18 protein-coding genes and 1 tRNA gene are annotated in these 20,621 nt (G+C 47.6%); 6 read left to right on the top strand and 13 right to left on the bottom strand.

Annotated elements, in window-relative coordinates:
* Positions 1–87: 87 nt before the first annotated feature.
* Complete coding sequence (gene rho / locus DXD78_RS06455) at positions 88–2,127, bottom strand: transcription termination factor Rho (protein WP_005832474.1); 2,040 nt, start codon at positions 2,125–2,127, stop codon at positions 88–90.
* Positions 2,128–2,419: 292 nt separating this feature from the next.
* On the opposite strand from rho, the gene DXD78_RS06450 reads away from it, so the two are divergent.
* Positions 2,420–3,253 carry a 4Fe-4S binding protein gene (locus DXD78_RS06450; protein ID WP_034529684.1) on the top strand — a complete coding sequence of 278 codons (834 nt, stop codon included), beginning with the start codon at positions 2,420–2,422 and terminating at the stop codon, positions 3,251–3,253.
* Positions 3,254–3,256: 3 nt separating this feature from the next.
* Here the strand turns inward: DXD78_RS06450 and tilS are convergent, their stop codons facing one another.
* A complete protein-coding gene (gene tilS / locus DXD78_RS06445; protein ID WP_117652614.1) occupies positions 3,257–4,525 on the bottom strand; it encodes a tRNA lysidine(34) synthetase TilS in 1,269 nt (422 codons plus the stop codon).
* 346 nt (positions 4,526–4,871) lie between these two features.
* Here tilS and feoB point away from each other — a divergent pair, with 346 nt between their 5' ends.
* From feoB to DXD78_RS06425, 4 genes are all read left to right on the top strand, one after another.
* Positions 4,872–7,343, top strand: a complete 2,472-nt coding sequence (feoB, locus tag DXD78_RS06440; protein ID WP_117652613.1) for a ferrous iron transport protein B — start codon at positions 4,872–4,874, stop codon at positions 7,341–7,343.
* The gene (locus DXD78_RS21290) at positions 7,340–7,558 is read left to right on the top strand and encodes a hypothetical protein (protein ID WP_117652606.1); all 219 of its coding nucleotides are present in this window, start codon (positions 7,340–7,342) and stop codon (positions 7,556–7,558) included. Before feoB ends, DXD78_RS21290 begins: the two co-directional genes overlap by 4 nt.
* 68 nt (positions 7,559–7,626) lie before the next feature.
* A tRNA-Cys gene (locus tag DXD78_RS06430) sits at positions 7,627–7,698 on the top strand.
* 129 nt (positions 7,699–7,827) lie between these two features.
* Positions 7,828–8,364 (top strand): TlpA disulfide reductase family protein, encoded by a 537-nt coding sequence (locus DXD78_RS06425; protein WP_005831535.1) that lies wholly within the window; start codon positions 7,828–7,830, stop codon positions 8,362–8,364.
* Positions 8,365–8,438: 74 nt separating this feature from the next.
* On the opposite strand, the gene DXD78_RS06420 is transcribed toward DXD78_RS06425, so the two are convergent.
* The 7 genes from DXD78_RS06420 to DXD78_RS06390 all read right to left on the bottom strand — a co-directional run bounded on the left by DXD78_RS06420 (position 8,439) and on the right by DXD78_RS06390 (position 13,622).
* On the bottom strand, positions 8,439–9,176 hold the full coding sequence (locus DXD78_RS06420; RefSeq protein ID WP_035448866.1) for a bifunctional 2-polyprenyl-6-hydroxyphenol methylase/3-demethylubiquinol 3-O-methyltransferase UbiG: 738 nt from the start codon (positions 9,174–9,176) through the stop codon (positions 8,439–8,441).
* Positions 9,173–9,358 carry a hypothetical protein gene (locus DXD78_RS06415; RefSeq protein ID WP_008664928.1) on the bottom strand — a complete coding sequence of 62 codons (186 nt, stop codon included), beginning with the start codon at positions 9,356–9,358 and terminating at the stop codon, positions 9,173–9,175. Before DXD78_RS06415 ends, DXD78_RS06420 begins: the two co-directional genes overlap by 4 nt.
* A 29-nt stretch (positions 9,359–9,387) precedes the next feature.
* Complete coding sequence (locus DXD78_RS06410; protein ID WP_025834860.1) at positions 9,388–9,765, bottom strand: VOC family protein; 378 nt, start codon at positions 9,763–9,765, stop codon at positions 9,388–9,390.
* A gap of 49 nt (positions 9,766–9,814) precedes the next feature.
* Positions 9,815–10,960 carry a DUF4468 domain-containing protein gene (locus DXD78_RS06405; protein ID WP_044468423.1) on the bottom strand — a complete coding sequence of 382 codons (1,146 nt, stop codon included), beginning with the start codon at positions 10,958–10,960 and terminating at the stop codon, positions 9,815–9,817.
* Positions 10,961–10,999: 39 nt separating this feature from the next.
* Positions 11,000–11,734, bottom strand: a complete 735-nt coding sequence (locus tag DXD78_RS06400) for an MBL fold metallo-hydrolase (protein WP_005831526.1) — start codon at positions 11,732–11,734, stop codon at positions 11,000–11,002.
* Positions 11,735–11,816: 82 nt separating this feature from the next.
* The gene (locus DXD78_RS06395) at positions 11,817–12,521 is read right to left on the bottom strand and encodes a pirin family protein (protein WP_005832454.1); all 705 of its coding nucleotides are present in this window, start codon (positions 12,519–12,521) and stop codon (positions 11,817–11,819) included.
* A 99-nt stretch (positions 12,522–12,620) separates the two neighbouring features.
* Positions 12,621–13,622 carry a 2-hydroxyacid dehydrogenase gene (locus DXD78_RS06390; protein ID WP_005832453.1) on the bottom strand — a complete coding sequence of 334 codons (1,002 nt, stop codon included), beginning with the start codon at positions 13,620–13,622 and terminating at the stop codon, positions 12,621–12,623.
* A 234-nt stretch (positions 13,623–13,856) separates the two neighbouring features.
* On the opposite strand from DXD78_RS06390, the gene DXD78_RS06385 reads away from it, so the two are divergent.
* The gene (locus tag DXD78_RS06385) at positions 13,857–15,182 is read left to right on the top strand and encodes an OmpP1/FadL family transporter (protein WP_005831520.1); all 1,326 of its coding nucleotides are present in this window, start codon (positions 13,857–13,859) and stop codon (positions 15,180–15,182) included.
* An 80-nt stretch (positions 15,183–15,262) separates the two neighbouring features.
* Here DXD78_RS06385 and DXD78_RS06380 read toward each other — a convergent pair whose 3' ends face one another.
* The 4 genes from DXD78_RS06380 to DXD78_RS06365 form a co-directional block, all read right to left on the bottom strand.
* A complete protein-coding gene (locus tag DXD78_RS06380; protein ID WP_009038185.1) occupies positions 15,263–16,543 on the bottom strand; it encodes a hypothetical protein in 1,281 nt (426 codons plus the stop codon).
* Positions 16,544–16,719: 176 nt separating this feature from the next.
* The gene (locus DXD78_RS06375) at positions 16,720–17,847 is read right to left on the bottom strand and encodes a glycosyl hydrolase family 18 protein (RefSeq protein WP_009038186.1); all 1,128 of its coding nucleotides are present in this window, start codon (positions 17,845–17,847) and stop codon (positions 16,720–16,722) included.
* A gap of 12 nt (positions 17,848–17,859) precedes the next feature.
* Positions 17,860–18,795 carry a hypothetical protein gene (locus DXD78_RS06370; protein WP_034529601.1) on the bottom strand — a complete coding sequence of 312 codons (936 nt, stop codon included), beginning with the start codon at positions 18,793–18,795 and terminating at the stop codon, positions 17,860–17,862.
* A gap of 28 nt (positions 18,796–18,823) precedes the next feature.
* Positions 18,824–20,614 (bottom strand): RagB/SusD family nutrient uptake outer membrane protein, encoded by a 1,791-nt coding sequence (locus DXD78_RS06365; protein WP_005832449.1) that lies wholly within the window; start codon positions 20,612–20,614, stop codon positions 18,824–18,826.
* Between the last annotated feature and the right edge of the window lie 7 nt (positions 20,615–20,621).

Below are 20,621 nucleotides of genomic sequence, written 5' to 3'. Positions count from 1 at the left end.
TATGAAAAAACGGATATAAAAAAAGCTTCCACCTACGTTTATGAACGTAAATGGAAGCTTTTGTACAATATCTGTATGCAGTTGTTGTTAACTGTTCATGCTCATCAGGAATTCGTCGTTGTCTTTGGTCTTCTCCAGACGGTCTTTTACGAAGTCCATGGCTTCTATCGGATTCATGTCGGCAAGGTACTTGCGGAGAATCCACATGCGGTCCAGTGTCTGCTTGTCTTGCAGCAGGTCATCGCGGCGAGTGCTGGAGGCAACGATGTTGACAGCCGGGAAGATACGCTTGTTGGACAAGTTGCGGTCGAGCTGCAACTCCATATTACCCGTACCCTTGAATTCTTCGAAGATAACCTCGTCCATCTTTGAGCCAGTGTCAATCAAGGCAGTGGCAAGGATGGTCAGTGAACCGCCGCCCTCGATGTTACGTGCTGCACCGAAGAAGCGTTTGGGCTTATGTAATGCGTTGGCATCCACACCACCGGAAAGCACTTTGCCGGAAGCCGGGGATACGGTGTTGTAGGCACGTGCCAGGCGGGTGATGGAGTCGAGGAAGATGACAACATCGTGTCCGCATTCCACCATGCGTTTTGCTTTTTCAAGGACGATGCCGGCAATCTTCACGTGGCGTTCTGCCGGTTCGTCGAAGGTAGAGGCGATTACTTCCGCATTGACGGTACGCGCCATGTCGGTAACTTCCTCCGGGCGTTCGTCGATGAGCAGCATAATCATGTAGACTTCCGGATGATTGGCGGCAATGGCGTTGGCTATGTCTTTCATCAAGATGGTCTTACCGGTTTTGGGCTGTGCCACAATCAAGGCACGCTGACCTTTGCCGATGGGGGCAAACAAGTCTACGACACGGGCCGACATAGAGTCGGAGTATCCGCCTTTGCAAAGCTTGAACTTCTCGTCCGGGAAGAGGGGGGTGAGGTGCTCGAACGGTACGCGGTCGCGTACGAAAGCCGGGTCACGTCCGTTTATTTTGGATACTTTTACCAGCGGGAAGTACTTTTCGCCTTCTTTCGGGGGACGGATTACGCCTTCTACCACATCACCGGTTTTCAGGCCGAACAATTTGATTTGTGATTGTGATACGTAAATATCGTCCGGTGAGGACAAATAGTTGTAATCGGAGGAACGGAGGAAGCCGTAGCCATCCTGCATGATTTCCAATACACCGGTTCCGGTGAGGATGTCATCGAATTCGTACGTCTTCTCGCGTTCTATTACGGGTTTGCGTTCCGGAGCGGCGGGATAGTTCTCTCCGTTGTTATACGGTTGTGCAGGGCGCTGCTGCACGGGGCGCTGTTGGTTATAGCCACCGTTGCGGTTGTTATTGTTGTTGTTATTGTATGGGTTGTTGTTGTCGCGGGCGCGGAGGCGCGGGCGTTGTGGCTGTTGCGGTTCGGCTGGGGCAGCGGCAGGAGTGGGAGTGGCGGGAGTTTCCGCTTTGGTCGCTTCGAATTTGCCGATGAGTTCGGATGGCAATTCTATTTTTTCCGTAGGGAGGTCTTCAATGGGGATGAAGTCATCTGCCGCTTCGGCCAGGATAGGGCTTTCGTCCGGTACGATATTCTTTTCTGCTTTGGCTTCTGCCTGAGGTTCTGTTTTCGGAGCTTTAGCCTCGAAGTTCAATTCCGGTTCGGCAACCTTCGGGGTTTCCGTTGCTTGGGGTGCAGCAGTCTCTTCCTTTACCTTGCGGGGGCGTCCCGGTTTGCGTTTGGGTACGGCGGCTTCTTTGGCTGGCGCCGGCGTTGCAGCTTCTATGGTCGGTTCTTGGGGTGCTTCCACAGTTTTGGGTTGTTCTTTCGCAGCCGGTGCTTCCTCTGTTTTGGCTTTGGTGAGGTCTCCGTTTTTATTGGCTGAGAACACTTTGTCGGCACCTTCCTTTTTTACGGTCTTTACAGTGACGCGCGAGCGTTTTTGCTTTTCCCCTTTACGCTCTTCCTTCAGCTTGTCGGCGGCAACTTTCTTGGTAGCGCCTGCGATAGCTTGTTCGTCAAGTATCTTGTAAACAAGTTCTTCTTTTTTGAGTGAGTCTGTTTTTTTTATACCCAGTTCTTGGGCAATAGTTTGTAGTTCCGACAAATTTTTGTCGTTCAGTTGAATGATGTTATACATACAGTATATATGTGAATGGTTTAAAATTTACTTTTATTGAAAGGCATAAGTGCACAGTTGCAGTTGTTGTAGGAAGCAACTTGGGCAAGTTTACCTTGTGATATATGATTTATATGGGATATTTATTATTGAACCGGAAATCTGATAAACAATTCTTGCCACAGCAAGAAGTCGCAGAATGTTTCAACGGTGCAAAGGTAATAAATATTTTTGGTTTCATAAACAAATCATCTTTTTTTTAAATTTAAAACTTTATCTTTGCTGTATTAACAACAACATGAAGGATTGGTTTATGAATATAGATGAAGTACAGTTGATAACTTTTTCACCTACTTGTACCTCTAAACAAGTGGGAGAGGCAATTGTTCACGGAACGGGAATTTCGTCTGTCTCCAAAGTGGACCTCACCTTGGAGGCGGCGGGTAAAAGGGAGGTACCTTCCCATGCTTTGGCGGTCATCACGGTGCCCGTATATGGCGGCCATGTGGCTCCTTTGGCATTGGAGCGGATGAAGGAGCTTCATGCTGACGGTGCACCTGCCGTGGTTGTGGTGGTGTACGGCAACCGGGCCTATGAGAAGGCTTTGGTGGAATTGGATGCTTTTGTCACGAAGTTGGGCTTCAAGGTAATTGCAGGTGCTACGTTTGTAGGAGAGCACTCTTATAGCAGTGAGAAATATCCGGTGGCAGCCGGACGTCCGGATGCGGACGACTTGGAGTATGCAAAGCTTTTTGGTGAAAAAATACGTGCTAAAATTGCGGCGGCCGAAGATATGGAGAAACTGTATGGGGTGGATGTGACCCGTATCCAGCGTCCGCGCCAGCCTTTCTTCCCGTTGCTCCGCTTTTTGCGCAGAGTCGTCAAGTTGCGTAAGAGTGGGGTGCCTATGCCCCGTACTCCGCAAGTGGATGCGGAACGTTGTACGCATTGCGGATATTGCGTGAAGCATTGTCCTGCAGGAGCCATTATAAAAGGAGACGAGTGCAATACGGTTGCAGAGAAATGCATCAAATGTTGTGCTTGTGTGAAAGGCTGTCCGCAGAAGGCGCGCACGTATGACATGCCGTTTGCCGTATTGCTTTCCGATTGCTTCAAGAAACAGAAGGAGGACAGAATCATTCTGTGATGGCTACTGGTCGATGGTTGATACGACCAGCACTTTCCGGGTTTTTTCGTCTATTCTGAAACGGTTGTCCACCCGTTCTCCCACCAGCCAGATGATGTCATCTCCGCAGCAAAGCACCCATTGCCGTTCTTTGCGCAGAAGGGAGAACTTGCGGTCGGTCAGGTAGTCGCTTACCTTCTTCCGGCCTTTCATGCCGAAGGGCACGAAGCTGTCTCCCTGCCTGCAAAGGCGTAGCGAGAGGGGATGCTGGAGTTTGTCGGCATCAAAGCAGGCGGTGGCTTTGTTGCGTGGAATCATGAAATCCGGTGTATAAGGATGTTCTTTTATTTCCAATAAGGGCTTTACGGCTTCCTGTACGGGTTCTATCAACAACGAGCCGCGGTCTTTGATGACACGCCAGCCGGGGGTGGCAAAGACTTTGCCGGGCTGTCCGTCCAATGTCCGGCAGATGTCCCTTACTTGTGCGGCGTTGAATCCAAGCGGATGCAGAATTTCAAATAAGACCGTTTCCGGTGCCGCTTCTTGCCTCAGGGCGCCGATACTTATGCCTTCCGGTGTCTTGACTCGCAGTTTGGCTTCTTCTATACCTATATTATATATAGAGGCGGCATCGTCCAGATGCTCTGCCGTTTTGAGGATGCTTTCCTTGACGGAGGGGTTTATCTCCTGCATCATGGGAAGCAGGTTCAAGCGTATTTTGTTGCGGGTATATTCGTCCTGCAGATTGGTGCTGTCCGTCACGTAGGCTTGCCCGATACTTTCCAGATAACCGACGATTTCCTTTCTGTCCAGGCAGAGCAAGGGGCGGACTATATGTCCGTTTCGGGGGCGTATACCCCGCAATCCGTTGATGCCGGTACCGCGAATCAGATTGAGCAGCAATGTCTCTACACTGTCATCTTGATGGTGGGCGACGGCAATGACAGCTGCACTGCATGCTTCCCTTGTTTTTTCGAACCACGCGTAGCGCAATTCCCTTGCAGCCATTTCGATGGAGATATGCCGTTCCTTTGCTTCCTGCTCCGTGTTGAAGTGGACGGTGTGCAGCGTCACCCGGTGCTTCAGGCAGAGCTGGCGTACAAAGTGCTCGTCGCGGTCGGATTCCGCTCCGCGCAGATGGAAGTTGCAATGGGCGGCTTCGCATGTGTATCCCAGGCTGAGGAGCAGGCGCAGCAACGCCACGGAGTCCGCCCCGCCGCTCAGTGCCACAAGTATCTTGTCGTCCAGCGAGAAGAGCTTGTGGCGCTCGATGTATTGTACTACCTTCTGCATATTCAACTATAGAGTGGTGCAAAGATAGTGCAAACGATTTTTATTGCCATATCTGCAAGTATCTATTTTCAGAATCTCTATCGGCTAAGGTCGTATTTGCTAAAAGCTAATCTTACCACAGCTGTGTTTTATGCATACCACACCTTTGTTCTTTTCTTACCACAGCTGTGGTAAGAAAAGAACAAAGGTGTGGTGAAGTTACGATTTAGTATCTCTGGAAGTAGTGTTCTGCCTTCTGGGCATTATTGTTTAGTGTCTCTTATTTAAAAACATTCTAAATTATTTGTGCCTTGCGGACATAAGTATTATCTTTGCCCCCAAAATAGAAAAGAAAGGCAGAAAGACTATGCGTTTGTCCGAATTGAATACCGGTGAAAAAGGTGTAATCGTAAAAGTGCTGGGACACGGTGGTTTCCGCAAACGGATTGTGGAAATGGGATTTATTAAAGGTAAAACAGTGGAGGTCTTGCTGAATGCCCCACTACGCGACCCTATCAAATACAAAGTAATGGGATATGAGATTTCTCTTCGTCGGCAGGAGGCTGAGATGATAGAGATTATCAGTGAGCAGGAAGCTAAGGAGCAGGCTGTGCAGCCCGATTACCACGAGGGGTTGGGCGAAAACATGCATCTGGGCGAAGATGAGCTGAAGCAACTGGCCCTCGGCAAACGCCGCACCATAAATGTGGCTTTGGTGGGAAATCCCAACTGTGGTAAAACTTCTCTTTTCAACATCGCTTCCGGTTCGCACGAGCATGTGGGCAATTACAGTGGCGTTACGGTAGATGCCAAGGAGGGGTATTTTGATTTCCAAGGTTACCACTTCCGTATTGTCGACCTTCCCGGAACCTATTCCCTCTCGGCCTACTCCCCTGAAGAAATCTATGTCCGCCGGCACATTATCAATGAAACGCCGGATATCATTATCAATGTTGTGGACTCTTCCAACCTGGAACGCAATCTCTATCTCACCACCCAGCTGATTGACATGAACGTGCGCATGGTGATTGCACTGAACATGTACGATGAGCTGGAAGCCAGTGGAAACACGCTGGATTATGTGAAGCTCAGCCAGTTGTTCGGAGTTCCGATGTTGCCTACGGTCAGCCGTAGCGGAAAAGGCATTGAACAGCTGTTCCATGTGATTATCAATATTTACGAAGGCGGCGACTTCCTCGACCATAAGGGCAGGATGCGCAGCGAGATATTGAGTGACCTTCGCAGCTGGCATCAGGAGTATGTTCCCGACCATGACTTCGGCAGCCATAAAGAAGAGATAGAACAGCCGCGTGGCTTCTACCGTCATATCCATATCAATCACGGTCCCGAGCTGGAACGTAGCATTGAGGAGGTGAAGCGCGTCATCAGCGTCAATGAGAACATCCGCCACAAATATTCCACGCGTTTCCTTGCCATCAAGTTGCTGGAGAACGACGAAGACTTGAAAAAGATTGTGGAAGAGTTGCCCAATGGAAAGGAGATTCTTGCCGTCCGCGACCGGGAAGAGGCACGGATTGCCGAGGTGGTGAACGAGGAGAGCGAGCAGGCCATCACCGATGCCAAGTATGGTTTTATAGCCGGTGCCCTGCGCGAGACCTATGTGGACAATCATCAGGATACGTCGCGGACCACTCAAATCATAGACTCAATCGTTACCCACCGCGTATGGGGCTATCCCATTTTCTTCCTTTTCCTTTATCTGATGTTCGAAGGCACCTTTGTGCTGGGCGACTATCCTATGCAGGGGATTGAATGGCTGGTAGGCGAATTGGGCGACCTGATACGCAACAACATGTCCGAAGGACCGCTGAAGGACCTTCTGGTGGATGGTATTATCGGAGGTGTGGGCGGTGTCATTGTTTTCCTGCCGAATATTCTGTTGCTCTATTTCTTTATTTCCTTGATGGAAGACTCGGGCTATATGGCACGTGCCGCTTTCATTATGGATAAGATTATGCATAAAATGGGGCTGCATGGAAAGTCTTTCATTCCGCTGATTATGGGCTTTGGGTGTAATGTGCCCGCCATTATGGCTTCGCGTACCATCGAGAACCGCAAGAGCCGTCTGGTGACGATGCTCATCAATCCGCTGATGTCGTGCAGCGCTCGTCTACCCATCTATTTATTGCTGGTAGGCGCCTTCTTCCCGAACAATGCGAGCTTTGTGCTGTTAGTAATCTATGCCATCGGCATTCTGTTGGCAGTGGTCATGGCACGTCTTTTCTGCCGCTTTCTGGTGAAAGGAGATGATACGCCGTTTGTCATGGAGCTGCCGCCTTATCGTATGCCGACGTCCAAGGCCATCTTCCGCCATACGTGGGAGAAGGGGGCGCAGTATCTCCGCAAGATGGGAGGCATCATTATGGTGGCATCCATCGTTATCTGGGCATTGGGATATTATCCCAACCACGATGAATATGAAAGTGTGACGGAACAGCAGGAGAATTCCTACATCGGCCGGATTGGTAAAGCCATGGAACCGGTCATCGAACCGTTGGGATTCGACTGGAAGCTGGGCATCGGCATCCTTTCCGGCGTGGGCGCCAAGGAGCTGGTGGTAAGCACGCTCGGAGTGCTTTATGCCGACGATGCCGAGGCAGATGCCGTAAGCTTGGGTGAACGCATTCCGATAACGCCCCTGGTGGCTTTCGGTTACATGGTGTTTGTGCTGATTTATTTTCCGTGCATCGCCACGTTGGCAGCCATTAAAGGGGAGTCGGGCAGTTGGAAGTGGGCTGTGTTTGCGGGGCTTTATACTACTGCGCTGGCCTGGCTGATGTCTTTCGCAATTTATCAGATAGGAGGTCTGTTTTTATGATGAATAGTTGGCAGGAGTGGGTAGTAGCCTTATTGTTGTTGCTCTGCGCTGTGCGGATTGGAATGAGTATTTATTCTTTTTTTCATAGGGTCAAAGAAAATGATAATCCGTGTGATAGCTGTGCAAGTGGCTGTGAACTAAAGAATTTGTATGATAAGAAGCGTGCAGAGTGTAGTGGAGTGACGAAAAAAAAGAAGAAAAGTTGTTGCGGATAGTTGGTAGTTTCAAAAAAAGTGCTACCTTTGCATCCGCAAACGAGAAATAAAGAGTTCTTGTAAGAACCGGTACCTTGGATGAGTGGCTTAGTCAGCGGTCTGCAAAACCGTGTACGGCAGTTCGAATCTGCCAGGTACCTCGAAGAATAAAACTCCGAAACTGCTTTTTAAAAGTGTTTCGGAGTTTTTTGTTATAGGGAATTGTTTACCCATTCTATAAAATATCATTCGCTGAATAGTTACAGCTTACTTATTAAAGATTGAATAAAATGAAAAAAGTTGGATTTCTGATTTTCTGTCTGTTTGCTATGTGCAGCATGGCAGGCAAGGCGCAGGATGTAGTGGCGGACAGTACCGGCTACATCGTTAAGGTAGGGGAGATGGCTCCAGATTTTACAGTGAAGCTGACGGATGGGAAAAGCATTACCCTTTCGGGACTTCGTGGGAAGGTGGTCATGTTGCAGTTTACCGCGAGCTGGTGTGGGGTATGCCGTAAGGAGATGCCTTTCATTGAGAAGGATATATGGCTGAAGCATAAGTCGAATCCGGATTTTATGCTGATTGGCATCGACCGTGACGAGCCGTTGGAGAAAGTGATTGCTTTTGGTAAGTCAACCGGAGTGACTTATCCTTTGGGTCTGGACCCGGGAGCGGATATATTTGCGAAGTATGCGCTCCGCAAGGCAGGTATCACACGCAATGTCCTGATTGATAAGGAAGGGCGTATTGTGAAGCTGACACGTCTGTATAACCCTGAAGAATTTGCTTCTCTGGTGAAGGAGATTGACGGGATGCTTTCTGAATAGTAGGAATAGGCAAGATATAAAAAAGGAAGTGCCCCCTAAAAGTTAGACAAAAACTTTTAGGGGGCACTTCACTTTTATGCTTGTCGGGATAGTTTGGCAAGATAGTCATAATGTGTACCCTCTTTCACCAGCTCTGCTTTGAAGCCGTTTTCGGCAGCATAGATGCTCAGGGTCTGAAAGTCGATATAGAGCCAGTCAAAGGAGTCGCCTTTGACATTCTTGTATTGCATCTGGAAGTCTACCTCTCCGTAGTAATCACCGGCAAGGTTGATAACAATACTGCCATCTTCCTCTTCGAACAGATAGCTCAGGTTGCTGGAATCCATTAAAACACAGCCTCCAGGCCGGAGCAGCAGCTTCATCTTCCGGAAAAAATCAGGCAGATTCTCCAATTTTCCGATAATGCCGGAACCGTTCATCAGCATTAGGATAGTGTCGTATTCATCGGCAAACTGTTCATTGAACAGATTGGTTTGTGACACGCTACGCACACCTCGCTGCTTCATCACTTCCACGGAAAGCGGGGAAATGTCGATGGCATGGACCTCTTTTCCGGCTTCTTGCAGGGTAAGGCTATGGCAACCGCTGCCGGCACCCACATCCAAAATCCTTCCGGTTGCCATTTGCAGAGCAGTACGCTCCAGCAAGGGCATTTGCTTTTCTGTGCGGAATAGCTCTTCGACGGGAATTTCGTCCTCATCGAATTGTGAAGAGAACACGCGTAGGCGGTCGGCTTTATGCCGTTTGAAGTAATCGGCTATGGCTGCGCCCATCGGGTCCTTGTCGGCAGGCAATAAGGCTGTATTTATCATTTCTTATGTCTGTTAGCGCGTTTGCGGCGGATTTCTGCTTTCATTTTGGCTGAGGCGGAACCGTGTTGCCCGGTAATGTAGGTTTTCTTCTTGGCTTTGGTCTTTATCTTGTTTTCTTCTTTAGGTTTGTCCTTTTTGCCTTTGAAGACAATACCACCCATCATCGCTTCTTCTATACTCATATATTTCGTTGTTTTAGTGATGTAAAATATCATTTCTCCGGCAGTACCTCAATCCAATAGTCATCCGGGTCATTGATAAAGTACAGTCCCATTGCAGTGTTTTCGAAGCATACCCATCCGTTTTCCTTATGGTATTGGCGTATGGCGTCGTAATCGCCGGATACGCGGAAGCAGAGGTGACTCTCGTTCTCTCCTAATTCGTAGGCTTGTGGGTGCTCCTTCAAGCAGGTCAGTTCCAGCAGGAAGCCGGTACTGCCGTCGGTCAGATAGACCAGAGTGAAAGAGCCGTCGGACGACTCTTTCCTATGATGTTCTTTCAGGCCCAGTGCCTTTTCGTAGAATGCGATGCTACGTTCCAGGTTGGTGACATTGATATTAAAATGGTCGAATTTACTTTTTATTTCCATTTGTTTATTCCTGATTTGATTATTTACAATTTGCAGTCTGCGTGTGCGGTCATTTGACCATTGCTTTCAGAATTTCGCCTACATACGTGCGTGGCATACCTTCCATCGTTGCCGGTGAAGGCAGCTTCTTACATTCCAGAATAACCGTAGGCTCTGTCTGTCCCGTAGGATAGAAACGGATGGTATAGCTTTCTGCTTTTTCCATTTGTTCATACGGCTGGTCGGGCGACAGTATGCTGAATACAACTGGTTTGCCGTTGACTTTGCCCAAAGAACCTCCGGAGTTTGCTGTCATCATGGTCATGTTGAAAGGCTCTTGGCCGATGACGATAACCAATTTGCCTGCTCCGGTCTGGATGGCATCGGCTGACAATTGCTCGGGGGCTATGGTCTTGTATTCTTGCTGCTGGCTCTTTTGGGCAGGAACCAGTGCGGCAGGTTTCTTGACTTGGGGCACTTCGATGACTTGGGCATCTTTCACGATGCCTTCGGATGCCTTTTCAGCAGCCTGGGCAGGTTCCACGGTAACTTGTTTCTTCGGGGTGATTACCGTCGGACCGGAATTGACGACAGCTTTCACCTCTTTCTTTTCTTCCTTCTTTTCTTCTACCGGAGCTTTGGCAGTGGTGGCGCTCAATGCTTCTGCTGCTCCCAGGCAAAGGTCATCAACGAAGTCTACGGTTTTTCTGCGCCACTTGGCAAGTCCGCGTACCAGTTTGGTCTTCGCCTTGTTCAAGGCATACTTGTCTACAATCCACTCCTCGGCGGTATATTTTTCTTTTCCTTCGCGGTAGTTAAACCGTATCTTTTCTACTTCGAGCACGCTCTTTTCGGGTTGGCAGGTCACAGTCAGCTGGTAAAGGATTTTGGTACGGTCTAATGACAGAGCCGTAGAACTGAATACAATCCATTCATCCCCGATACCTACAATTTGTCCTTTCTCTTTGTCTGAGAATACTACACGGCTGGTATTTTCATTCTCTTTCAGACGGGCATCCATCCAGCCGAGCAGACGTTCGTAGATTTCATCCTGAGACATGCCGGGGATGCTGAATTCTTTGGTGAATACCACTTTGCCGTCCACCTCGGGAACAGCACCGGCCAGATATTTACTGTCGTCCTTATCCTGCGCCTGCAGCATGGCCGGCAGACAAAGGCAAAACAGTGTAAAAAGAAGTTGTGTCAAATTTTTCATAATAGTATGTGTTTTAATTATTAATTTACGAATTATGGGCTACAAGTTGGGGAGTTCGAAACTTTCACCACGGTGTGCAATGCTCAGAAAGCGGCATCCCTTGCTCTCGGCAAACTGCCGGAAGGCGTTGCCTCCCTGATAATCTTCGCTGAAGTGCATCGGTACAAATATAGTGATTTTTATTCGTTCCACGAATTGTTCTGCTCCACGCATATAATCTTTTCCGATACGGCTGTCCACCGGAAACATGGCTACATCTACGGCAGGTGCAGTTTGCTGCAGCTCTCTCACTTCGGCCAGAAAGTCACCTTCGGCCTTGCGTATTTCCTGCGGAGTAGATTCCTCGCTCCAGTGCCAGTTGTTTAGGTCACCGGCATGGAACAGTCGCCTGCCCTGCAGGTCTATCAGGAAGGAGATACCCACATCGGTAGAACCGAAGGCCTGGATACGGATATGTTCGTCTTCGTAGGTGTCGCCCTTATTGATGTAGGTGGCATCTTCCGCTGAGGCGCGGCGGTGCTTCAGGATGTCTTTGGAGAATATGTAGCGGATGTCGGGCCGCAGTTTTTTCCATGAAAGAACTTCGCGATTGAAGTGGTCGGGATGGAAATGCGAGCATAGTACGTAGAGTACGCCCGGCTTTTCCAAGAGATAGTCGTGCACGATACCTTTATTGAAAACCTCTTCCGAGGAATCTTTATAGTAATCGATAATGACCGTCACTCCGTCCGCTTCAATCGCGAAGCCGCTATGGTAGATGTAATCAAGTTTCATTTACGGATTGAATTATAGCGCAATATTACAAAAAACGCTACACAAACTTCCGGTTTAAGCTGTTATTTTATGCAAAAGCACGCTACATCGGTACTTCTATGAAGAGAATGTGAGAGTCTTTCAATGTTTCCAGCTCAAAACTGCCGGTTTCGTATACTCCCATTCCGTCACGGCGTGAGAGTATTGTGCCGTCCACTTTGACTTCACCTTCCATTACGAAGATGTATACACCGGAATGCGATTGGTGCATGTGGTAGTCAATCTTCTTTCCGGCTTCTATTTCACCGATAGAGAACCAGGTCTGTTGTAGCAGTCTGGCAGGAGCATCGCCGTCAGGGGATACTATTAGTGCCATTTCATTTTTGCGCAGGAGTGGACGTACGTCGAAGTCCTGGTATGCGGGTGGTGTGTTCAGCTTTTCGGGCATCACCCAGATTTGCAGGAATTCTACCGCTTCAGTGTCACTGCCGTTCATTTCGCTGTGGTAGATGCCGGTGCCGGCGCTCATGGTTTGTATATCTCCCGGAATGATGATGCGGCTGTTCTGATGATTGTCCCCATGTTTCAGTTTCCCTTTCAGGGGAATGGAGATGATTTCCATATTTTTATGAGGATGTGTGCCGAAGCCCTTTCCCGGAGCCACACGGTCGTCGTTCAGTACACGCAAGGCGCCGAAATTCATCCGGCGGGGATTGTAATACTCGTCGAAACTGAAGGTGTGGTGGCTGTCAAGCCAATCATATAGGGAATGACCTCTGCTGTCTGATTTGTCTATAACTTTTTTCATAATTTATTCCTTTTCTTAAAATGGTTTATGTACTAGTAACGCTTTGGAAAGCTATAAAGTTTAAAAACCGATGTCTAAGAATTTATAAATGAGTGGGGACTATGCCTTGACCTCGTTCTCCAGTGGCTTATGGTTCATAAAATCTTTGATGTTCTGCAAGGTTGTCGAAGCAATGTTTGCCAGTGCCTCGCGTGTGAAAAAGGCCTGGTGCGAAGTGACGATGACATTATTGAAGGACAGTAGCCGCGCCAGGGTATCGTCATCAATGATTTTGTCCGATTGGTCTTCATAGAAGTATTCGCTTTCCTCTTCGTACACATCCAGGCCGGCAGAGCCGATTTTCTTGTTTTTTAGTCCTTCAATCAGGGCGTTGGTATGGATGAGTTGTCCACGTCCGGTATTGATAATCATTACTCCGTCCTTCATTTTACTGATGGAATAGTCGTTGATGAGATATTTGGTCTGTTCAGTCAGCGGGCAGTGCAGGGAGATGATATCCGAATTGTGATATAGCTCATCCAGGCTGGTATATACCACTTGATGTTCACGGGCGAAATTATAGTCGGGATAGAGGTCGTAGGCAAGAATATTCATGCCGAATCCACGCAGGATACATATCAGTTTCTTGGCTATTTTTCCCGTGCCGATGATGCCTGCAGTTTTTCCGTACATGTCGAAGCCCAGAAGTCCGTGCAGCGAGAAGTTTCCGTCTCGTGTCCGCCAGGTGGCACGTGGAATTTTACGGTTGAGGGATAACATCAGGGCAACGGTATATTCTGCTACGGCATAAGGGGAGTAAGCAGGGACACGCACTACGGTAATGCCACAGTCGGCAGCTGCCTTTAAATCTACATTGTTGTAGCCGGCGCAGCGCAACGCCAATAATTTCACGCCGTTGTCTGCCATCAGACGGATAACTTCGGTATCGGCCGTGTCGTTCACGAAAATACAGACTGCATCTACTCCTTGGGTTAAAATAACGTTGTGCTTGTTAAGATGCCCTTTATAGTAGCGGAGCTCAAAACCATATTCCTTGTTTTTTTCGTTGAAAGACGCTTCATCATAAGGTTTGCTGCCAAAAAATGCGATAGTGTATGCCATGAGATTTGTTGTTTTTTAAATGTTACATAATTATAGGGAGATAACAAGTGGAAAGTTGATATGGTTCAGTGGCCGGAAGGATTCATAAAATGATAATTATTTCCATTTGTTTCATCAGAAACTATTTGGTATTTCAATGAAAGTATTATATTAGGATAACTTTATGCACAAAACTATTTTTTATGTGCAATATTATTGTACCTTTGCGCCCGAAAACAATTAAAAAAGATTTAGATGAGAAAATTTTCGTTGATTGGCATTGCGATGTTAATCGTTTCAATTCCAACTTTTGCGGGTGGTATCCTAACAAATACAAATCAGCATGTATCTTTTCTTAGAATGTTAGCGCGTGGTGCTTCCATTGATATTGACGGTGTCTATTCTAATCCGGCCGGTTTGGCCTTTTTGCCGGAAGATGGTCTCTATTTGTCTTTGAATGGACAAAGTGCTTATCAGACCCGTAACATAAAAGCGACATTTCCCTTGTTTATTGAAGATGGGAATACACGTTATTATAAAGGAAAAGCTTCTGCTCCTTTCATTCCTAGTTTTCAAGGTGCATATAAAAAAGGAGACTGGACTATTTCCGGTAGCTTTGCTGTTGTAGGTGGTGGCGGTAAGGCATCGTTTGATGATGGTTTGGGTATGTTCGATTCAATGGTGATGGGACAAGTCCATACTATTTCGGGTGGTCAAATCACTCCCAATATGTATTCTATCAATAGTGCAATGGATGGAAGCCAGTTTATTTATGGTGTGCAATTGGGGTTGTCGTATCAAGTTAATGATTGGTTAGGTGTGTTTGCCGGTGGACGTATGAATTATTTTACCGGTGGGTATGAAGGATTTCTGACTGCAACAGCACACAGTAATATTCCTACTTATGGTGGCATGGAATTGGTTGGTATCGATTTAGACTGCGACCAGACCGGCTGGGGATTGACCCCTATCTTGGGAGCTGATGTGAAGTTGGGCAAATGGAATATTGGGTTGAAGTACGAGTTTATGACAAGTCTTAATCTCGAAAATAAAACCAAAAAAGCTGAAGTGCGTGCAATGGGAACTGCTATGGGAGATGAAGGGAATCCTTTGGCTGACTATAAGGATGGTGTGAATACTCCGAGTGATATCCCTGCATTATTGACTGCAGCTGTTGGTTATGAATTCCTTCCTACGCTTCGTGCAACGCTGGAATATCACCATTTTTTTGATAAAGCGGCAGGGATGGCCAATGATAAGCAGAAAGCGTTGAAGCATGGCACACATGAAATTTTGATTGGTGCAGAATGGGATATAGCTAAACAGCTGACCATCAGTGGTGGTTATCAGCGTACAGATTATGGCTTGGCTGATGATTTTCAGAGTGATATAAGTTTTTCATGTGACTCTTATTCACTGGGGTTTGGTGCTGCCATCAAAATGACAAAGCATTTGACTATGAATATAGCCTATTTTTGGACAAACTATGATGATTATACAAAGAAGATAAGTGAAACCACCAAGAATGTTTATAGCCGTACTAATAAAGTGTTTGGTCTTGGTGTTGACTATAAGTTCTGATTTCACAATCCTACCTTTATATATTAAGAAGCCGTCTCAAATATCGATTTGAGGCGGCTTCTTTCTTATTTTATATTGGATTAGAAAGAATACTGTACAAGCAGGTTCATACGGTTGGCATGGTTGGTGGAATTGTCGAAGTTGGTGCGCCAGCCACGCAGATATTCAGCGCCTACCTGCATGTTCGGGGTTACGTTCCAGAATACGTTGGCTACGAAATACTGTCCGTAGCGGTAGGTACTTGGCAGGTCGTTGGGATAACCGTCTTCAGAGTAAAGGCGGGACATGCTGTAAGTGCTTGAAAGGAATACCTTTGGAGAAATGTTATATTGTAGACCTGCATACCAGCCCAGCATGGGCAATGCCTGCATTTTGCCTTCCTTTTCGGGATTGGGGACAATATCGACGTTCAGATTACTGATGTCATTCAGGTATTGCCCGATACCTTTACCATAGTTGATTTGTCCGAATGCCTGCCATTTTTTACCGAGGTTAAAGGTCGTTGAGGCTTGTACACCGTATCCGGTGACGCTGGAAGCCTTGTCCCTTTCCGTGCTGGTATATGTCATGCTGCGGATGATACCTCCTACACGCAAATGACTGCTGCTGTTCCAACTGTATTGTGCCGAAGCTGTGAAGTCCGGCATGCGTTGCTGGGCAATTTCGAATTGGCTGCTTGTTGTGCCGTCAACGGCAGGCGCCTCGATGGAAGCTTGGAAACGAAAGTCTTTCAGCCCTTTATAAGTATATGACAATTGTGTAGCGCGGTAGAACGTGGCACCGTTGGGCCCCTGGAAGTCAATGGTGGAGGGGAGGGCGCCTAAGTCCATGAAACCGCCGTAAGTATATCCCACCGTTATATTTCGGAATGACATATAAGCATTCCGTAGCTGGAATGTTTTGTCTCCTCCTCGGAAATTTCCGGCTGTATAGACTGTGAAGTCACCCAATAGCCGGGTGTGTCCGACTAATTTCAGAAAGATAGTGGCCGTACTGGCATCCATTTGAAATTGATTTTTGATTTTACTAATGCTTGGAATGTTGGCAGGAACAAAGTCAATATCATCCACAATACCTCCAAAATCATACTCGCCGGTGGCACGGACATACCCTCCGATACCCAGGGCGAATTTGCCTTGTTTGTCCATCAATAGGAAGCGGGGAGCTTTCGGGTCATGGATGTAAGGCAATTGTGACTCATTCATGATGCGGATAATCTCGTCGCCCGCTTTGTCGATGGTAACTATGACAATGCCGTTGGGGGCTTCGTCATCGATGATCTCTTTTTTTTGTGCATGGATAGTGGACAAGGGAAGTCCGGCTACGCACAACAGAAACATTGCTTTTAAGATTGTTTTCATTTAAGTTAGGTTTTGATGAATGTGCTTTCAACAACTTAAATGAAAAAAGGTTTTGTAGTCTTGGAGGAGGAAAGGAGGTTATTCCGTCAGTATTCTTGCCTTGAATGAAGATCGTATGCAAAATTACCCTTACCCTAATTTCCGGAATAACCTCCTGAGAATGTGTGTTAAGTTACTTATTTTTTCATGACGGCATTCCACAGCGCTTTGCGTAGAGTTCCCATAGTGTCATCGCCTTCATAATCCCAGAACATCATGCCTTTCATGCCATTTTTTAATATCCATTCACCTTTTGCGGCAATACTGCGGGGATTGTCGTAACCACAGTAGAAACTGCCGTTTTTGGTGACATAGGGGACATTGCCTTCTGTATCCCAATTTTCGATGACATAGCCGTCATCCTTACTCAGGTTGAGAATATCCCGATAATTGATGCTGCCGCCGGCATTGAAATCGGCTCTTCCGTAGAACGGAATTCCCAACACTAATTTGTCGGCAGATACCCCTGCATTCAGGTATTCGTCTACGGAACGCTGGCAGTCCCAGTAATTACTTGGCTTGTTCAATGCTGATTGATGCTGGGGGGCACCAACCAGATCATAGGCCATGATATTGACGAAATCTACATACGGGTCTACAGCCTTTACATCAATATATTTGTAGCCTTCGCCTTGGGGACGCTTGTCCATGCAATAACCTGCATAGGTCAATAGGGTGGACTGCCCCAACTCTGCACGCAAGTCTTTCATCAATAGGGTGAAGTTCTCCACATCTACCAACTCGTCATAGGCATTGCTGCTGAAAGTCATACCGGGAAATTCCCAGTCAATGTCAATACCGTCTATGCCCTCACTCAGAACAAAGGCTCTGCAGTCTTGTGCGAATTGCTTGCGCATTTCCGGACTCTTCGCCAGGGCGGAGAAGCCTCCGTCCTGGGAATTGTCAGAATTGGAAACGCTATTGGTAAAAGAGAGTAATATCTTCACATGTGGATACTGGCTCTTTATTTTCTTTACCTTATCAAAACGGGATTTATCACCTTGCAGGCCAAACTTTTCATAAATTCCGTTTTTAACATATAATTCTGCAAAAGCGTAGTTTATGTGGGTCAGGTATTTGGCATCGGGTATGGATGTGCCATAATAAGTGACGTAGCCCAATGCAACCCGGCCTGCAACCTGCTCGGCCATTTCGGTCTCGTTGTCTTCATTTCCCGGAGCTGGCAGTCCGGGAATGTAGTCGTCATTGTGACATGCGGCTACTAGAAAGACAGTAGCTATTATAAATAGCAGTTTCTTTTTCATAGAGAGTGCATATTATTCAGAATCGGTTCCTGCTTCAGTCTTGAAGTAAGCATACCAGCCGCTGTCGTCCCAATCCACACCACCGCTATACTTGCCGGGATGATAGATTGTGATATAGTTCTCATCCAGTGTCAGCAGCCAGAATTTGTTGCTGCCTACGCTTTGTCCGTTGTCGTCATAATTCCCTCCGATGGTGGGGATGCTCGTTATCAGTTCACCCAGTACTCCGTCTTCCGGTTTTTCGTGTGTGAAGGAGAAAGTACCTTCTGCCTTCAGGTTTCCGCTGGCATCATAGGTTTTCATCTTGTTTCCGTCGAATTCGAATACCATGGACTGGTCTCCCGCTTCGGCGGCAGTGACATTGGCCCACCAGGCAAAATTTGATTCGGGAGTATAGCCTGCACTGGTATATTTCCAGCCTCCATGAGCCCCCATATTGCAGACGGAACCCCAGCTGACTTCACGGAATTTCCAGGTCTTCTTGGCAGATTTGTCACTCTTGTCGGTTGCACCGGTGAAGTAAGTGGACCAATCGTCGAATACATTGGTCACAGTCACTACAACCGGATCTGTCTTGATAATCTGATTGGCGGAAATGCCCATATAGTAGATGGAATAGTCCGCATTGGACTCCATGATGACCGTAGCGTTGTCCGTGACCAGAGTCTTACTTTGTTTACTTCCTTCGCCCCCCCATTCTATGTGCCATGAACCGCCAATGTCCGGGCGGGAGTTTTTCAGGGCGATATACTGGTCGCCTTCCACTACTCCGTCTTGGTTGGGGAAGGGTTGGGTAATGGATATGGCGGCTTGTAATGCCTCCTTGGTTATGGGTGTACCGGCATCAGTCACATATTTGTCTCGCAAGTCTTCGTCTTCGATAGGATCGCATGCAGTAACGATGAAGGCTGAAGCAAGCATTGCTATCAATATTTTTGTTGCTTTCATATTGTCTTTATTTATAGGTTAATACTCCTTACATATTGTTCCAATCCGAGAACTGGGCAGATGCATCCCAGCCTGGATTCTGCTCAAGGACTCCATTGGAGATGTCGATTTCGTCTTGCGGAATGGGCCAGTAGCCTTGGGTTGCCTGTAGGCGTTTCTTATAGTCGAATTTTACCATCGGTACCACCGTAGCGGCATTTATTATATTGAACCCGGTCTGTTTGTTGAGTATGTCACCGGCTTCCTCAAGCGAAGGACCCGACCAGCGAAGGATATCCCACCAGCGGATGGACTCGAATGCAAGTTCCCAGCGGCGTTCCTGCTTGATGGCTTCCAGGGAGTAGGCCACCGGAGCCAAGTGGGAGCGGGCACGTACCTTGTTCAGACCCGTAGCGTCTTGCTTCAGCTCGGACTGCATGAGCAGGACGTCGGCAAAACGGATATGAATCAAGTCGGCAATTTGGAGTAGCTGTTGGGATGTCTGCGAAGATATTCCGGGGAACATCTGCTTGCCGAAAGGTTCGATTTTGCCTTCATTGTAGGAATTGATATTGATGTATTTTTTCTGGAAATAGCCGGTTTGTTCATAGTAACGATAGGATACGGTATATTCCGGTTCACCCTCGTCCATGGTGCAGTCCATCAGTACGTTGCCGGCAACATTCGGATCAAGTGCTTTGTACGACCATATGGAACCGGTCAGACGGGGATCCTCCTTGTAACCGTCCGTATAGGTCTGCTTGGCGGCCCAGTCTTTCCATTCGTTGACCATTGCCGGAGATACTGGGCCAGCTCCCCAACCGGTGCCGAAGGGGTAGCTGTCTTTGTTGGAATAGTTGTCGGCAGACGGTGAATAGAATTGGGCGCAAGTGTTGGAGAACCAAGTATAGGTCCAGTCGGATTTCAGGTTATGCTTGTTGGCGAACAAAGTTTCGTCGGAACTGTTTCCTTCCCATTTCAAGTTATGGTTGATGACGTATTGGTAACGGAACCCTTCGGTATTGTCTTCGGTAGCATCGTTGGTATAGGCCCAAATGTTGCGTTGGTCGGACACCAGTTTATGACCGGAGTTGTTTACACAGTCATCTATCCAAGAGATGACCTCCTCTTTGGTAGTTCCGTTGGGAAGCTCGGTTTTTTCGTAGCGTCCGGTATAGAAAAGGAATACACGTGCCATCATGGCTTCGGCGGCATATTTTGTAGCGTGTCCGGTCATGTCTGAGCCTTTCGGATAAATCTTTGCGGGCATCATTTCGATAGCATTTTTCAAGTCTGCTGCAATCTGGGCGTAGATTTCGTCTACGGATGCACGCGGCAGGTTGGTGCTTTCCAGTGTGGTGCGTAAAGGAACTCCGCCAAAGACTTGTGCCAGCTCATAATAAGCCATGGCACGCAGGAAGTAGGACTCACCGAAAAGCCGGTTGCGTTCGCTCTCGCTGGACCATGATTTCACGTTCTCCATTGTGTTGATGGCATTGTTGGCACGGTTGATAAGGGTGTAGCAACGGTCCCAGATGCCGGCAAATGTATTCAGATTGCCACTGTACATAAGGAAGTTGGTGGCACAGTTGTTGGAGTAGGAGAGGTTGCCTCCCAGACAGTCGTCACCTGCCAACTGGGCAATGTAATACTGGGAAGAGGTTTCAGGACTTTCAAACAACAGATGGGCGTATATGGCCGTCACCATCTCTTGGGCATCCTTTTCTGTCTCCGGGAAGTTGGCGGTTGTCTTTTCGGTCAGAAGTTCCGAATCGAGGAAGTTTTCGCATCCTGAAAGAAGAATCAGTATTGCTGATGCTATGAATAATATCTTTTTCATAATTTCT

It is taken from the genome of Bacteroides sp. D20 (assembly GCF_003436255.1).
GTDB classification, from domain to species: domain Bacteria; phylum Bacteroidota; class Bacteroidia; order Bacteroidales; family Bacteroidaceae; genus Bacteroides; species Bacteroides uniformis.
This window is presented reverse-complemented; position numbering and strand designations above follow the sequence as displayed.

What these genes read in the sequence shown, in the direction of transcription:
- DXD78_RS06410 (WP_025834860.1), bottom strand. Translation starts at nt 9,765, where the DNA reads ATGGAAATAAAAAGTAAATTCGACCATTTTAATATCAATGTCACCAAC.
- DXD78_RS06395 (WP_005832454.1), bottom strand. Translation starts at nt 12,521, where the DNA reads ATGAAAAAAGTTATAGACAAATCAGACAGCAGAGGTCATTCCCTATAT.
- DXD78_RS06425 (WP_005831535.1), top strand. Translation starts at nt 7,828, where the DNA reads ATGAAAAAAGTTGGATTTCTGATTTTCTGTCTGTTTGCTATGTGCAGC.
- DXD78_RS06375 (WP_009038186.1), bottom strand. Translation starts at nt 17,847, where the DNA reads ATGAAAAAGAAACTGCTATTTATAATAGCTACTGTCTTTCTAGTAGCC.
- DXD78_RS21290 (WP_117652606.1), top strand. Translation starts at nt 7,340, where the DNA reads ATGATGAATAGTTGGCAGGAGTGGGTAGTAGCCTTATTGTTGTTGCTC.
- tilS (WP_117652614.1), bottom strand. Translation starts at nt 4,525, where the DNA reads ATGCAGAAGGTAGTACAATACATCGAGCGCCACAAGCTCTTCTCGCTG.
- DXD78_RS06365 (WP_005832449.1), bottom strand. Translation starts at nt 20,614, where the DNA reads ATGAAAAAGATATTATTCATAGCATCAGCAATACTGATTCTTCTTTCA.
- DXD78_RS06390 (WP_005832453.1), bottom strand. Translation starts at nt 13,622, where the DNA reads ATGGCATACACTATCGCATTTTTTGGCAGCAAACCTTATGATGAAGCG.
- DXD78_RS06380 (WP_009038185.1), bottom strand. Translation starts at nt 16,543, where the DNA reads ATGAAAACAATCTTAAAAGCAATGTTTCTGTTGTGCGTAGCCGGACTT.
- DXD78_RS06420 (WP_035448866.1), bottom strand. Translation starts at nt 9,176, where the DNA reads ATGATAAATACAGCCTTATTGCCTGCCGACAAGGACCCGATGGGCGCA.
- DXD78_RS06370 (WP_034529601.1), bottom strand. Translation starts at nt 18,795, where the DNA reads ATGAAAGCAACAAAAATATTGATAGCAATGCTTGCTTCAGCCTTCATC.
- DXD78_RS06400 (WP_005831526.1), bottom strand. Translation starts at nt 11,734, where the DNA reads ATGAAACTTGATTACATCTACCATAGCGGCTTCGCGATTGAAGCGGAC.
- DXD78_RS06385 (WP_005831520.1), top strand. Translation starts at nt 13,857, where the DNA reads ATGAGAAAATTTTCGTTGATTGGCATTGCGATGTTAATCGTTTCAATT.
- feoB (WP_117652613.1), top strand. Translation starts at nt 4,872, where the DNA reads ATGCGTTTGTCCGAATTGAATACCGGTGAAAAAGGTGTAATCGTAAAA.
- DXD78_RS06450 (WP_034529684.1), top strand. Translation starts at nt 2,420, where the DNA reads ATGAATATAGATGAAGTACAGTTGATAACTTTTTCACCTACTTGTACC.
- DXD78_RS06415 (WP_008664928.1), bottom strand. Translation starts at nt 9,358, where the DNA reads ATGAGTATAGAAGAAGCGATGATGGGTGGTATTGTCTTCAAAGGCAAA.
- rho (WP_005832474.1), bottom strand. Translation starts at nt 2,127, where the DNA reads ATGTATAACATCATTCAACTGAACGACAAAAATTTGTCGGAACTACAA.
- DXD78_RS06405 (WP_044468423.1), bottom strand. Translation starts at nt 10,960, where the DNA reads ATGAAAAATTTGACACAACTTCTTTTTACACTGTTTTGCCTTTGTCTG.